14 protein-coding genes are annotated in these 13,610 nt (G+C 47.7%); 5 read left to right on the top strand and 9 right to left on the bottom strand.

Annotation, left to right across the window (positions count from 1 at the left end; genetic code table 11):
* The first annotated feature begins 36 nt into the window (after window positions 1–36).
* Together BGO59_RS26950 and BGO59_RS26945 are read left to right on the top strand one after the other, a co-directional pair.
* Complete coding sequence (locus BGO59_RS26950) at window positions 37–948, top strand: ABC transporter ATP-binding protein (protein ID WP_293688876.1); 912 nt, start codon at window positions 37–39, stop codon at window positions 946–948.
* Complete coding sequence (locus tag BGO59_RS26945; protein WP_293688874.1) at window positions 945–1,727, top strand: ABC transporter permease; 783 nt, start codon at window positions 945–947, stop codon at window positions 1,725–1,727. The genes BGO59_RS26950 and BGO59_RS26945 overlap by 4 nt, the downstream gene beginning before the upstream one ends.
* A gap of 18 nt (window positions 1,728–1,745) precedes the next feature.
* Here BGO59_RS26945 and BGO59_RS26940 read toward each other — a convergent pair whose 3' ends face one another.
* From BGO59_RS26940 to BGO59_RS26915, 6 genes are all read right to left on the bottom strand, one after another.
* Complete coding sequence (locus tag BGO59_RS26940; protein ID WP_293688872.1) at window positions 1,746–2,741, bottom strand: tartrate-resistant acid phosphatase type 5 family protein; 996 nt, start codon at window positions 2,739–2,741, stop codon at window positions 1,746–1,748.
* A 443-nt stretch (window positions 2,742–3,184) separates the two neighbouring features.
* Window positions 3,185–3,484: a hypothetical protein gene (locus tag BGO59_RS26935; protein ID WP_293688870.1), complete on the bottom strand. Its 300-nt coding sequence runs from the start codon at window positions 3,482–3,484 to the stop codon at window positions 3,185–3,187.
* Window positions 3,485–3,648: 164 nt separating this feature from the next.
* Window positions 3,649–4,254 (bottom strand): PepSY-like domain-containing protein, encoded by a 606-nt coding sequence (locus tag BGO59_RS26930; protein ID WP_293688868.1) that lies wholly within the window; start codon window positions 4,252–4,254, stop codon window positions 3,649–3,651.
* Window positions 4,255–4,303: 49 nt separating this feature from the next.
* The gene (locus BGO59_RS26925) at window positions 4,304–5,113 is read right to left on the bottom strand and encodes a LytTR family DNA-binding domain-containing protein (protein ID WP_293688866.1); all 810 of its coding nucleotides are present in this window, start codon (window positions 5,111–5,113) and stop codon (window positions 4,304–4,306) included.
* A 44-nt stretch (window positions 5,114–5,157) separates the two neighbouring features.
* Window positions 5,158–5,607 carry a hypothetical protein gene (locus BGO59_RS26920; protein ID WP_293688865.1) on the bottom strand — a complete coding sequence of 150 codons (450 nt, stop codon included), beginning with the start codon at window positions 5,605–5,607 and terminating at the stop codon, window positions 5,158–5,160.
* A gap of 127 nt (window positions 5,608–5,734) precedes the next feature.
* On the bottom strand, window positions 5,735–6,586 hold the full coding sequence (locus BGO59_RS26915) for a hypothetical protein (protein WP_293688863.1): 852 nt from the start codon (window positions 6,584–6,586) through the stop codon (window positions 5,735–5,737).
* A 174-nt stretch (window positions 6,587–6,760) separates the two neighbouring features.
* Here BGO59_RS26915 and BGO59_RS26910 point away from each other — a divergent pair, with 174 nt between their 5' ends.
* A complete protein-coding gene (locus BGO59_RS26910) occupies window positions 6,761–7,369 on the top strand; it encodes a sigma-70 family RNA polymerase sigma factor (protein ID WP_293688861.1) in 609 nt (202 codons plus the stop codon).
* A gap of 853 nt (window positions 7,370–8,222) precedes the next feature.
* A complete protein-coding gene (locus BGO59_RS26905; protein WP_293688859.1) occupies window positions 8,223–9,095 on the top strand; it encodes a hypothetical protein in 873 nt (290 codons plus the stop codon).
* Between the two features lie 27 nt (window positions 9,096–9,122).
* Here BGO59_RS26905 and BGO59_RS26900 read toward each other — a convergent pair whose 3' ends face one another.
* Window positions 9,123–9,773, bottom strand: a complete 651-nt coding sequence (locus tag BGO59_RS26900) for an START domain-containing protein (RefSeq protein WP_293688857.1) — start codon at window positions 9,771–9,773, stop codon at window positions 9,123–9,125.
* Window positions 9,774–10,475: 702 nt separating this feature from the next.
* On the opposite strand from BGO59_RS26900, the gene BGO59_RS26895 reads away from it, so the two are divergent.
* Window positions 10,476–11,219, top strand: a complete 744-nt coding sequence (locus tag BGO59_RS26895) for a hypothetical protein (protein WP_293688855.1) — start codon at window positions 10,476–10,478, stop codon at window positions 11,217–11,219.
* Window positions 11,220–11,303: 84 nt separating this feature from the next.
* Here BGO59_RS26895 and BGO59_RS26890 read toward each other — a convergent pair whose 3' ends face one another.
* Together BGO59_RS26890 and BGO59_RS26885 are read right to left on the bottom strand one after the other, a co-directional pair.
* Window positions 11,304–12,320 (bottom strand): YncE family protein, encoded by a 1,017-nt coding sequence (locus BGO59_RS26890; RefSeq protein WP_293688853.1) that lies wholly within the window; start codon window positions 12,318–12,320, stop codon window positions 11,304–11,306.
* 35 nt (window positions 12,321–12,355) lie between these two features.
* The coding region (locus BGO59_RS26885; RefSeq protein ID WP_293688851.1) for an efflux RND transporter permease subunit at window positions 12,356–13,610 on the bottom strand (1,255 nt) is incomplete at its 5' end.

The following is a 13,610-nucleotide window of genomic DNA, read 5'->3' as shown; positions in this document are numbered from 1 at the left end:
TGATCGGATTGTTTTGAGCCGAAACCAGCGAGAACCATGTTGACATCCATCATTCAAACGCTTCACCTTAGCTATTCATTTGGCAATCGTTCTGTGCTTAATGACGTATCGTTAATAGTGCCGAAGGGCAGTATTTTCGGTTTTCTGGGACCGAATGGCTCGGGAAAAACCACGACAATCCGACTCTTGCTCGGGCTAATTCGCTCTCCTGAAAACAACATTTCTGTATTTAGCAAGCCCATCAACGATCATCGGCTGTCGATTCTCCGGCGAGTTGGAGCGCTGATTGAATCACCTTCCTTGTATCCTCACCTGTCAGGATATGCCAACCTGAATTTGACCCGGCTGCTGCTTCAGGTTCCATCAAGGCGCATTGATGAGGTATTGGACATTGTTCAGCTTACGGCGGATGCACACCGGGCAGTACGGGAATACTCACTGGGCATGAAACAGCGGTTAAGTCTAGCGATGAGTCTGCTGAATAATCCAGAACTGTTGATTTTAGATGAACCCACCAATGGTCTCGATCCCGCTGGAATACGCGATATGAGGGACCTGCTGTTACGGCTCAACCGGGACGAGGGTAAAACGATTTTTGTTTCATCGCACCTGCTGAGCGAAATCGAAAAAATAGTGACCCATCTGGCTATCATTAACCAAGGTCGTCTGCTGTTTCAGGGAACGACAGAAGAGCTTCAACAGGTGCATCCATCCCACGTCGTCATCCAAACGTCTGAACCTGAGCGAGCGATTACCTTGCTAGCGAGCGCAGCCTATACGGCTCAGCAAACAGCATCCAGACGAGTAGAATTAAGGGTTGATGAGCCTAGTCAGCTGGCCCGAATCAATCAACTCCTGGTCGGACAAGGCATCGACGTATATGGTCTACAGACCCAGCGGAATAACTTGGAAGATTTATTTTTAAACTTAACCAATGCAAAAAAATGATAGATGCTTCAGTTGGCTATTTAATTCGTGGGGTAGAGGTAGAACAGCGTAAAGCCCGACATACACTGGTTTTCTGGCTTGCGCTGGCTGTGCCTCTATTGACGGCAGGGCTGGACATAACGGCCTATGCGGTAAATGGAGATGATATTCTCCGGGTAAGACAATCGCACACGCCCTGGCAACATTTTATCTTCCATATGCTAGTGATGTGGACGATGCTGATGTTGCCGATGTATATCAGTTTGCAGTCGGCCCTAGTCACGGCGCTGGAACATCAGGCCAACGCCTGGAAACATATTTACAGTTTACCTCTCCCCAAATGGAGCATCTATTTCAGTAAGCTGTTCTTTTTTGTGGGCTTATTTCTTATTAGCACATTGGGATTGATTCTTTGTACGGAGTTAGCAGGTTGGCTGCTCTATTGGCTGAAACCGGAATTAGGCATCGATCCGTCAACGGACAGTTGGTTTTTGGTGCGAAACGTAGTGAAAACGTTCCTGATTGGTCTCGGGATGACAGCCATCCAGTTTTACCTAAGTTTTCGGTATCGCAATTTTATTATTCCAGCCGCTTTTGGCGTGTTCGTCAGCGTGATTGGTATTGTTGTCAAATCCTGGGCCTACAGCTACGTATCGCCTTACCTCTGGGTGTATCTCGCTATCCGCGATCAGGCGAATGCAACCAATTGGACTAACGGCTACGTGTGGGCTGGGTTACTCACGTTTGCAGTAGTGGCAATTGGCGGATTTCTGGCAACGTATCGCCGGGATATTGATTGACGCTACGAGAGGTTGAGTTTACCGAGTTCTGCCTCGTTGCCAACGGTAAAGTAGTTTTCCGTTGGTATCGATAAAGCCCATGCGTAAACTGTCTGTATTCAGCGAAAAGACGGAAAAGCCACCACTCGACCGAGCAAACTGGGCCTTTGTTGAATCGGCGATCGGTCCTAAAGGAGCTCCACCTCCCCCAGATATAATAAAGTCTGTCTGACCTACTGGCGCCAAATGCTGGAGCGTATGAGAGTGGCCACACAAATACAATTGAACGCCGTATTTCTTTAACAGCGGTCCAAGTTGTTGTAGTAATTCGGGTTGGTTGCCATGATCGCCCCCCACGGAATACAAAGGATGGTGACCGACTACGATTTTCCAAGGTTCTGAGGCATTGGCCAGTACACTATCAATCCATTTTACCTGCTTTCCCGTATCCTGCAAGATGTCGGGAAAGGTTGCTGTATTAGCCCGGTATTCCTGAACAAATGGATTGGTATCAATGACGATTAGCCGCAGCGCACTCTGCTTGTTGATGGCTATCCGTTGCGTATAATACCGGGAAGGCATAAACCAGCGAGTATGTTGACGGCCGTAGTCAATCTGCGCCTGGACACTCTCCTGATAGTCGTGATTCCCCAGTGCTATGTAGAATGAGGACGGTAGGTGCGGACCGGTATAGACGTTCTCAAAGGACACCTTCCACTGGAGATCTGTATTACTGCTAACCCCTGCCGGGTAAAAATTATCACCGGCCAAAATGAGGAATGTGGGGGCCAATTCCGCTGCGTAGGTTTCCATCTGGTTGGCTACCAATTGCTGGTGTAACTGGCCGTAGACTCCCCAGTCACCCATCGCAAAAAACGTCAAACTATTAGAGAGTTCTTTGATCGGTAAGCCCTTTGGGGTTGAGTTTGCCCTGGGCACCGAAATAACTGGTTGGCATCCATGGATGCCTAAACTACTGATTAAGACAATAAACAAAAGCAGGCCAATTGCTTGAGATACAGCATTACGTTCCATACTCACCGTCCGATTTTTTAGTTGAAAAGCAGTTTCTACACGTTCCTGTATGGCAAGCTAAAGGGGAAAACTTAAAACAATCTGAAGTTGCTGAACTGGGGAGTTTGGACAAATAAGCGGAAAAGGTTAGATCGGAGTCTGGCAAGCGCGTGAGTTCTTGATTGGATCGAAGCAGAACATACATCGCCAAATCCAAAACTTCGTTGAGATGATGATCTGTATCCACGTAAATCGCTCCGTTCATGAGCTGTATGATCTCTTCCACTAGGCACTGAATATCGGATTGGTTCAACCCTAAATCGTGCCCGAACTGCGTGTGCCAACCCACACGTTCCGGGAGAATGCCATGCTTGGTTAACAGATACTGCTGAAGAACCGATAGACTGAAAACCATCTTCTTAGGAAAGCCATAGAACTGGATTTTAGTAGGCGCGAATACCCCATTAACTGGCTCTGGAGAATACCTGCCGGGGATTTCGATAAATCAGAAAGGCCGAGTCGCCTTGTTCTTTTGCTGGATGTTGCTCAATGAGTTTACACAATTGTCCCACTGAAAGAGACGTTGTTAGCGCTTCATCAGGTAAGGTCAACCCGAACAATAATTCCAGGAAAACGACAACTTCCGTTACTTCAATTTCGTTCAGCCTTAAATCTTTTTGCAAGCGGTGAGACAATTTGATTCCGGCAACGGGTAAGGTAAATTGCTGGTTTATGTATCGGCAAAGGTGGGTGAACGTAGTCATAAGCGATTGGTTAGTAACAAAAGACACGTAGATGTATGGGATTGTAACTACCTAATTTTCAATATAGTAAGATGTCTATTTAAAAAAACGCCAGATCAAGCGACCTGGCGTTTCTAGCGATACCTAATTCCTAAACAAAACCGAACGTATGAAAAAACTGCCCGCTAGAGCAAAGCGCCATTGGCATCAAAGTGAATCTCTTTGGTTTTACCGTTGTAGGTGAACTTGACTTCATAGTAGGTCGCTCCACTACTATTTGTACCTTGTTCAGCCTGCACTAGTGTATAACCCGAAAAGTTCGTACTCAAATAAGTCAGTGCTGCCGCTGGTAACTTATCAGCGGTAATGACTACTTCCGAGTTACCGCCTGACCCGCCTTTATCTTTACCCTTTCCGCGAGCACTCTCAGCCACGACGGCTCCCGTCATGTCAAAGTGTAGTTCTTTCGTTGCACCGTTGTAAGTAAACTTGACTTCATAATATGTCGCTCCACCGTTGAGATTTGTCCCCTGTTCAGCCTGTACCAACGTATAACCTGGATAGGTTGTGCTCAGGTAAGTCAGCACGGCGGCTGGTAGACTTGACGCACTGACAACGGTTTCACTACTCCCTTTCACGCAGGTTCCGCTTACGGCCGAGGAGCTAGTGACCGAGGCAATGCGGGCGTTGGCTAGAGTGGATGATGTCGGGTCTACATTGGATTGCGTGCAGGCTGCAATGATACCTGTAAGTAATAAGGCCGTCGTAAGGGCCAAAAGCAAATGTTTCATAGACTATTAGTTGTGTTTGTTTTACTAAATTTGGCGGTAACCTTCTTTTCTAGCTAGTACGGACGATCCCATAAGTCTGTTGCAATGGCGATTGTCTATGTGACGAAAGGGCCGAAAACTGGGACGAAGGCTGATACGTTCGTAAAATCGACACAAATTCTTCGTCATAGTTACTACTGAGTGGGATTTGTTTTTCGCCAATTCGAATGAGCTTATTGTGCACCGCCTGTACCCGGTGAATGGGAATAATATAGGAGCGATGGACACGAATAAAGTCATTGGTAGGCAGTTCTTGAAGAATAGCCTTCATCGTCATGCGCACGAGCAAGAATCGCTGGTCCGACAGGTAAATTTTCAGGTAGTTGCTTACCGCTTCAATCCACGCAATATCAGTGAGCTTTATCCGAACTAATCCCGCATCAACCCGCACAGCCAGATAGGCTGGTAGAGGAGAGGAGTTTCGTTGCCCGTTTCGATACGTAACGGCCCGTTGAACGGCCTGACTAAACCGGGTAAAGTCAAACGGTTTTAGTAGATAGTCAATAGCCTCCAACTCATAGCTAACCAGGGCGTATTCGCGGGTTGATGTCGTAAATATGACCATCGGCAACGACTGTATACCAAGCTCATTATGGCCTTTTCGTTGTTTTCGAATGGATTGCCAGAACGCCACACCTGATTCAGTGGGCAGTTGAATATCCATCAAAACCAAATCAACGGGTTGGTGCCGTAAATAAAGACGAGCCTGGGAGGGATCGGTAAACGTTTGGGTAAGGACAAGCGTATCCAGTTGCTGACAATACGAATTCAGTCGATCTAGCGCATTGGTGTCCGAATCTAAGGCAATCGCTTGTAACATGGGCTAAGGGAGAAATAGTCACGTTTGGTGGATGAATAGCGAACCTATTTAGCCGCAGTAATTACGTCCCTGTACTTTGTACCCGTCGTAGCGTCTGTCTGTTGATCGTCAATACTGATTGTTTTGCCATCAGCCGTCCCGATTTTTTGATTACTCAGGTACATATCGTATCCCGATCCATTTGACCGCAGGCTGATCTCACCAATGACGCTCGTTTGGTCAGTTTGCCCCGTTAATTTGATGGTTTGAGTCAGAAAGACGGCATTGGCCGAGTCACGCCGAGCCGTCAGTAAGCCTGATAAGGTTTGAGTGCCCGCTGTATTGGTGGCCGGAAGCGTGTATTTATACAAAACGACGCCTGCCGAGTCGGCTTCGACATAGCTCATCGTATAGGTTCCTGCTACCTGACTACCCGCATCAGGCGTGGGATCATTTGATTTCGAACAGGCTGCGATTGTCACCCCGAGCAGCAATACATACCATGTGTTTTTCATGCGTAAATCAACCGTTAAATGAAAATTAGATTAGAAAAAACGGGTAGAGATTTCGCGCATAGACAGGAGGAAATTTATGAAAGATCCCGCCGGAATGGGCATATCCGGCGGGATGGTAGAATTGGCATTAAAATGTATAGACTAGACCAACGCCCAGTCCGCGCTGACTCGGTCCGATTCGGAGGCTGGTGGCTGGTTGTGTGGAATTGTATCTGTCAGCGGCTCGTCGAAACTGTACCGTAGCCCGGTGATCGAGGATCAGCGCAGCCACACCGAGTAAAACCCCACCTCCGGCCAGTGCTACGCCTACTTCTGTCGAGCCAAAATCACCATGCCGGTCAGATCCACTTTTCCCGTTCTGGTCAGTTGTTGAATTGGGTATACTAGTGTCTCGACGATGGCCTTCATTGCCACCAAAGCTTCCGTCGCCTACCAGCGCAACTACCGCTCCAGCGCCGATTAAGGCAATACCAGTACCTGCTGTCGCATAGGTCCAATGGCGAAGGGATTGCCCTCGCTGATACGCCTGCATTGCATCGGGATGATCAAGCAGCAAGGTATGTACGACTGAATTATTAACCCGTTCACCGGTTCCATTGGTAAAATACCGGCTGAACAGGCCTGTATGATAGCCCAATCGATTGATCGCTGGCGTACCTATTGCATTGGTATTTCCAGACCCAGTGAGCGGTAAAGCATTAGGTACCATGCGTGAGGCTCGGCTGGCGGACGGATTGAGTACATCTTTGGTACCGTTAGCATATTTGATCAATAAAACATCTGAAGTGCCAGTCGTGTAAACCGGCCCATCAGGATTATCCTGACGGCGGTATTTAATCTGGCCGGGTAAAACTTCCAGCACTTTAGCTTGAATTTCAGAGCCGTTTTTCAGAATGATGTTGTCCTGGCCATATACAAGTGGCATGCTCAACAGGCTCATACACAAGGCGAGTCCACTAAGTCGGTGAGTTGCGTTCATAAAAAATTAGTAATAAAGATTGAATACTCTTCACTGACTAGTACGGAGCGATCAGCATGCTGGTGGGGTAGCTTCTCAAAAAAAACTTCAGAAAAACTTCAGATTCCCACCCCACTTTAGTCAGACAGTCTTCGTACTGATAAATGGTTGGTCACACTGTAATCTGCGCAGCTTTTGTTGTTTAAAAAGAACCCCCGCTTCTCGGAAGATGATCTGGCCAGCGTGCTAATGGCCTGTCGGGCTGGTGATAACCGGGCGCAGCGGACCCTGATTAGCCAGTTTTTAAGCTTTGCCAAACGAGTCTGTCAGCGCTATACGGCCAACCCACACGAAACGGAAGAAATAATTAACGAAGGGTTTCTAAAGGTATTTACGCACCTGGAACGGTATGATTCAACGCAGCCCTTTCAAGCCTGGCTACGAACTATCTTAGTCAATACGGCGGTTGATTATTACCGGAAACGGCAAAAGTGGACAAACCAACTTGGTTTGGATGAATTGGAAGTCATTGATTGGAACGACGATGTGATTGCGGCTATTTCGGGGGAAGAGATTCTGGCGATGGTGCAACAGTTGCCACCCGCCTACCGTATGGTTTTCACCCTGTTTGTGGTAGAAGGTTACTCTCATCGTGAAATTGCGGATCTGCTTGGTATTCAAGAGGGAACCTCTAAATCGAACCTGCGTGATGCCCGTCGTAAATTGCAACACATGGTAAAACTATACTATCCGGCCTTGTATCAGCAGTATACCTGGCCCAAAAACCGATTCAATGAAAACTGATCAATTTGACGAGGAATTCCGGCGCAAATTGCTGAGCCTGCCCGCCGAGGTTGATCCCGGTGAAGTCGAACGTATACAAAGCTTCGTGAACGCCAACAAACCTGGATTTCTTGGTTTAGATTGGGGTAAGCTATTGCTATATGGGGGAATTGGTCTACTACTAATCGGTTCAATCACGTATAACGTTTTCCAAAACTATCGGAATACTCATTTACAGTCATCTCTCGATTCCTTGGTTCATCGTCCAGCTGATCAACCTGCATTCAGTGAAAAAATTATCCGTGACACGGTGTACATTACCCAATCGAGCAATGCTATTAAGTCGATCGCATTGCCTGATTCCTTAGCAGAAACCAGCCGCCAAAATACCATGGCGCAGTCAGCTAAGGGAAAGTCAACGGAAACTCAGCCTATGGGTTCGATAGCTATGGAGCACCCGAAATTACCCCAGCCTGTACAGGGAGGTATTTCTAGTCGAGCAGAGTTAGTTCCCCCTCGTATAGAGTCAAGGTCTACTGAACAGGTCATGGTTAATCCATCGCCTAGCCATAATCAGCGAAGTCAAGGACGTGAACGATTCAATCAGGTACGCACAGAATCTGATGAGTCAGTAGCCTCTTTGCCACCTGCTTCGAGAGATCATTCAGCTACGGATAAGACAGAAAATACTACAAGATCAGAAACACTACTGAAGTCAATACCTACGGGAACTGAAGAGGTCGGAGGCCATTCTCCAACTAGTAGTCTGTCACCGGCTACCCGGCCAAATACCCATCGCTCAACTGTTAGAAGGCAAACTGACCTTAGCAAAGGGCAAACACCTGTTGGTAATACTAGAAATGAAGGATTAGCAATGAATCATTCGCGCAGGCAGAAGCAACGAAAAATTGAAGGACCGCCAACAACAGGATTTACACCCGCCATTCCAGAGAATCCTGGTTCGAGTGAATTAATGTCAACTATAGATCGTCAATTGATTATAGCCGAACCGTTAATTAGTCAGCAAACGCGTACTACGTCAAATCGATTGGCGATCATTTCGCCCAGTCAATCGCTAATCGTTCCTAAAAGCGAAGTATCCGGTAAAGCTCCCCGTCGAACTTGGCACCTGACGATGCCTAATTTGACCGTTCCCAACGCACAGTACCGAATAGGAGCAGGGCTAGTGGGCGGCAGCGACCAGGCGCGGGGCGCCCTGCTGGGTGAAATCATGCTCAATCGCCATTGGAGCGTTCAGACTGGATTACAACTCGGCTATAATCAGGGTTTTCACTACAGGGACGAACAGGACTTTAACGAACATCAAAAAGTGGATTTCCGGGAAACGTATGCGTCACAGGTTCCTTTGTCATCGACCATTCAGGATATTCAACAGATAACGTTACTCGTTCAGATTCCCTTCCAGATAGCTTATCATTACCCATTTGGACGGCAATGGGGGCTACGATTAGGACTTGGCACAGAGCTAAATCTTTGGGGACGAAGTGCCGTTAGTTTTGACTATCGGGAAAACAGCCGATCGTCTGAACACGAGTTAACTCGCAGTAAAGAGCATACGCACACTATCGACAACCTCCTACTGAGCACTGCTCTGGAACGATCCTGGCGAAAGTGGCAGTTCCGAGCGGGGCCCTTTATCAGTCCACAACTTCGACCGGTTGATTACAAACGGGACGACCTTTCCTGGGGAGCCAATCTCCAGATTTTTTATCGACTGGGGAAATAAACGTAGTCATCAGAATAGGCAGTGACCTTATTCAGCCAGGAAGCTAAATCTACGGCCCTGATAATGTGTGTCAAGTATCGTTTTTCGAAGTAGTTTAAACGATTCAAAGGGCCCACTTGCTGCCGTTAAATTGATAAGCCAGGCGGGCAAGCTTCCGCCCGGATCAACGCGGCATTGATACTCGATTAATAACAGCTGATTGGGTTCCGGGTGCACCTGCCAGATGGCCGACCACTCAGTTACGCGGACAACGTGGGGCTGGGGAGGAACCTCATCGGGGGCTTTGATGATCCGGATCTGCAAGGTATGCGTGAGTGGGTCCTGTGAAAATGTCAAATGCACATTCATATCCCGATTGTCGACGGGCCAGGGTAATTCTGTTTCAATATAGTAATACAGGTCGGTCTCACTCACTCGACGCAAGAGCCTGACGGTTTTCGTCTTGTACATGAGCTTCGGATAGTTTTCAACGTCGGAGAGCATAGCCACCAGGGCCGATAGCGTACCCTGAAAGGTGCATTGTACGCGCAATTCTTTTAGACGGCTACCGGTCAAATGCCGTGAGTAAACACGAATACCATCTTTATCTTTCTCAAGATGCCAGTCGTCAGCTGGCTGTGCGTAGCCAATTTGACTTAATTCCATTAAGGTGACGATCAGCCAAACGGTTCGGTTCATGCGTAATGATGTTTAGGCCAGCATTCGATGCCAGGAATTGTAGCCGAAAACGGGTTACCAAATCCAGAAAAAACGTTGACCGTACTTGGCTTAGCCATACCGAAATAAAGCCCAGGCCAATAGCGCACGGGCCAAAAAGACAAGATAGGGTAGATACTTCTGGTCACTATTTTCATCGTCTGTTTGGGCTATTTCATTTTTCATTCGGATTTATGCTTTTAGTGTGCTCGACGATTCCCCTGACTAGTCATCCATTGAGATAAGGCAAGTGAAAAATGGTCCAGCTGATTCTCAAAAAGCCGGGGTTAGCCTCCCAGATGGTCCCACTTATAAGTACGCACACAATGGGTAAATAGTGGGGTTAGTTACTCGCCAAACAACTTGAGTTCTTGAGCCATTTGGCAAGTAATCTTCGACTAAACTAAGGCGACGAAAACTTCAAAATTTCTTTAGAGTTGACCCGTAATTTGAGCTTCAATGACACAGGCTACCGGATTCAGTAGTCTTGCCATTTTCGTCATTTGGTCATCAATACCCCACCTTTTGCCCGTCGAGTACGTACTAAAGAATAGAAAGGTTAACTAATGTAGATAGGAAGTTTTTCGCATTGTAGAAATGAAGACAAGCAACAACCGGACTTATAGGCCGGTTCTTCTTTTTAGTTTGAGCAGAAAATTATTCGCGCTCGGATTTTTAATCACTATGGTCGTCCCCGCGCTAAGTCAGCCCACTGCCCAGCACGGCTTGAGTGGGGGCGTTGACGTAGGCGTTGCCTTTAAGAGCGGCTCCATCAATTCCTCTCTAACCTATTACGAGTTGATCAGCTTGGCCCAGAGTAAGACCATTTTTATCGGATGGACCGGACGGCTATCCAGTTTTTACGGGCAAAATCTGGATTATTACACCGCTCCAGCACGATTAACCCGGGGCAAAACGGGATTAGGTGCTTTGTTTACTCCACTGCTGGAGCAAAATATGGATACCATCCGATTTAATAAGGTAGGGCAAACCGCGCTTACGATTGGCATTCGAACAGAAGTACACTTGGGTCGATTGGAATTGGGAGCGAGCCTGGATCTATTAGGCTTTACCATCTTTCGCAAATCCAGAACAAGTCTGGTGAGCTCTTCCACAGGTCTTTTTACGCTGACCGATTCGGCAGGTCGAAGCAGCCTGAAACCCTTTCAGGGAGCCTACGCTATGCAAACGGCAACTCCTCATCGGTTTAGTCTGCGGCTGTTGGGGGATAATGATTACGGAATGCTCAGTACAGAGGTCTATGCTCGGTTTCGTCTGGCAGACCAACTTAGGCTAAAGGTAGGCTATCAATGGATAAGTACAGAAATGGTCCTGAGTAATCCAGATCAAGTTACTCACAATGATCGATTTCGTAACCGGAGTGATTTCCTGTATCTTGGTTTAACGTTCCCAATTGAACCTTGGTAGGGTCTTTTTCGAAGTTGGGTTCACAATCCCCTAACCTAGAACAGCTTTGCTCACTAGTTAAGGGATTGTGTAATCTTTTGATAATTAGTTAGCCGTGTACTCGAGCACCATGAACGTACCCGGCTTTACCGCAGGGTGAGGGTGTGGATTTTCGGTTGTAGCGGCTGGGGCTGGACCATACTCCGCAGTTGTTACGAAAATGTGATGACTCGATGGATCGATGGTGATCGTGCGGGCACCCCGCATTGTTGTTACTGTTTGGATGGCTTCGAATTTTCCTGGTTTTACTTCCTTCACAACGGTTAGTGTGCCTTCGCCGTTGGAACTGATAGCCGATCCTGTCGAGCTGTCAAACACAGCTCCATCCGTTCCGCTACCGGTTGGTACTTCTGCCAGCACCTTGCCCGATTGCGAATCCAGCACAACCATGACCTTATTGCAAGTACTGAACAATTGGTGATGAGGTTTGTCAAAAGCCAGGCCAGTCGGTTCTTCTCCTTTGCCTAACTTCCAATGATGCTTTACCGCCAATGACCTGGCATCAAAAACAGCAATCTCATTTTTGTCTTCCAGGTTCACGAAAATCGTTCCGTGATCATCGCTGACAGCGGCTTCGGGCGCACCTCCCAATTCGACCGTACCCGCTACGTTGCCAGTAGCTGCATCTAATACAGTGACGCTGGCTCCTTCGTTGTTAAAGATGAAGACCCGCTTCGAAAAAGCGTCATACATAATCGCATCCGGTTTTTTACCCGTCGGAATTTCTTTCAGGGCTTTCAGGGACTTCGTGTCGAACATGGTAGCCGTGTTTGGGCGACCGTTGGTCGTATAGCCAACAGCTGTACCCGGCACAACGGCAATTCCATGAATTCCAGGGGTGGGGGTGATGACGCCTACTTTCTCATGACTTTTTAGGTCGAGCACTTCAACTTGAGTCCCATGCGAAACATAAAGTCGACTGCCTACGGGATCGGCCAGCAGATAATCCCAGCCACCTTCACCCCCGATAGTCGTCTTCTTAACGAGGTGATAATTCGCCGACTGGGCAAAGAGTGAGCCTGTTACAAACAGGCATACTGCAGAAATCCAGACTGTTTTCATACAACTTTGATTTAGTTTATTGGTGTTACAATCGGTTAATTAACTCGTTCATCTTTATACGCTAATCGTAATAGACCAGGAAAAATCAGGAGTAGTAGCGGCAGTGCAGCGCAGAAACCACCGATTACGGCAATGGCTAACGGCTGGTGGAGTTGAGCACCAGTGCCAATGCCCAAGGCTAACGGCATCAGTGCAATAATGGCACTGGTGGCTGTCATCAGTTTAGGGCGAATCCGAGCCGAAATAGCAAACTCAATCGACTCAGCAACCGGGGCCGTCTGGTGGTGAATGGAGAATTGCTGAAAGGTAAAAATGGCGTTCTCGGCAATGATGCCGACAATCATGATAATGCCCGTATAGCTACCCACATTGAGTGGAGTTTGGGTGATATATAAGGCAATAAAAGACCCGGAAACGCCGAGGATAGAAATGAACAGAATGAGCCCGGCGGCTTTCAAATCACGAAATAGAAACAGCAATACAATGAACACAAGCAGTGAAGCTGAAACAAGAATGAGCAGTAATTCGCGAAACGATTGTTGTTGCTGAGCGTAGGCCCCACCATACTCAATATGCTGACCAGATGCCAGCGTTACACCATTGCTTACTTTCTGTTGAATCTCTTTGATAACACTGCCCAAATCGCGATTAGCCAGACTGGATGTGACGGAGACCATGGGTTGCAGGTTTTCCCGTTGAATCTCAGCCGTACCCGAATCAACGCGTATGTTGGCGAAGTCGGAAAGAAGTCGGCTGCGGCCATCGGCGGTAAAAACAGGGCTTTGCTTAAGAAGCTGTAAATCGCTGCCCGTACCCGGATATTTTAGCCGCATTTTGATAAACTGATTGCCTTCCAGAATATTACCGACCTCATTACCCATCAGCCGGGTCGTCAGTTGGTTTTGCAGGTCGAGGGGTGTCAGGCCGTATTGGAGCAAGGCGCTGGACTTGGGGCTGAACACTACCGAGGGACCAGCAATGGTGATGCCGTTGAAGACATCAGCCGTACCGGGCACCTGGGTCACGATATCACTGATTTTGTCGGCCAGCGGACGGAGTTCAGCAGGTTGGTCACCAAATACCTTTACTTCGACGGGGTTTGGTTCGCTCATCAAATCGCCGAGCATATCGCCGATTACCTGACCAAAATCAACGGTCAGACCGGGCTGGGTGGCTTCTATTTTGCTTCGTAAGTCATCGATGACTTCGTTCGTGGAGCGACTACGATCTTTCTTGAGCGAAATCAAATAATCACCCCCGTTGGGTTCGGTAATGAAAAAGCCCATCTGT

The organism is Spirosoma sp. 48-14, from assembly GCF_001898575.1.
GTDB lineage: Bacteria > Bacteroidota > Bacteroidia > Cytophagales > Spirosomataceae > Spirosoma.
This window is presented reverse-complemented; position numbering and strand designations above follow the sequence as displayed.

Bases quoted from the DNA above. Each gene is read 5' to 3' on its own strand.
- BGO59_RS26925 (WP_293688866.1), bottom strand. From the start codon at position 5,113: ATGTTACAAGCGATTGCCTTAGATTCGGACACCAATGCGCTAGATCGA.
- BGO59_RS26890 (WP_293688853.1), bottom strand. From the start codon at position 12,320: ATGAAAACAGTCTGGATTTCTGCAGTATGCCTGTTTGTAACAGGCTCA.
- BGO59_RS26920 (WP_293688865.1), bottom strand. From the start codon at position 5,607: ATGAAAAACACATGGTATGTATTGCTGCTCGGGGTGACAATCGCAGCC.
- BGO59_RS26945 (WP_293688874.1), top strand. From the start codon at position 945: ATGATAGATGCTTCAGTTGGCTATTTAATTCGTGGGGTAGAGGTAGAA.
- BGO59_RS26895 (WP_293688855.1), top strand. From the start codon at position 10,476: ATGGTCGTCCCCGCGCTAAGTCAGCCCACTGCCCAGCACGGCTTGAGT.
- BGO59_RS26900 (WP_293688857.1), bottom strand. From the start codon at position 9,773: ATGAACCGAACCGTTTGGCTGATCGTCACCTTAATGGAATTAAGTCAA.
- BGO59_RS26940 (WP_293688872.1), bottom strand. From the start codon at position 2,741: ATGGAACGTAATGCTGTATCTCAAGCAATTGGCCTGCTTTTGTTTATT.
- BGO59_RS26930 (WP_293688868.1), bottom strand. From the start codon at position 4,254: ATGAAACATTTGCTTTTGGCCCTTACGACGGCCTTATTACTTACAGGT.
- BGO59_RS26935 (WP_293688870.1), bottom strand. From the start codon at position 3,484: ATGACTACGTTCACCCACCTTTGCCGATACATAAACCAGCAATTTACC.
- BGO59_RS26915 (WP_293688863.1), bottom strand. From the start codon at position 6,586: ATGAACGCAACTCACCGACTTAGTGGACTCGCCTTGTGTATGAGCCTG.
- BGO59_RS26905 (WP_293688859.1), top strand. From the start codon at position 8,223: ATGAATCATTCGCGCAGGCAGAAGCAACGAAAAATTGAAGGACCGCCA.
- BGO59_RS26950 (WP_293688876.1), top strand. From the start codon at position 37: ATGTTGACATCCATCATTCAAACGCTTCACCTTAGCTATTCATTTGGC.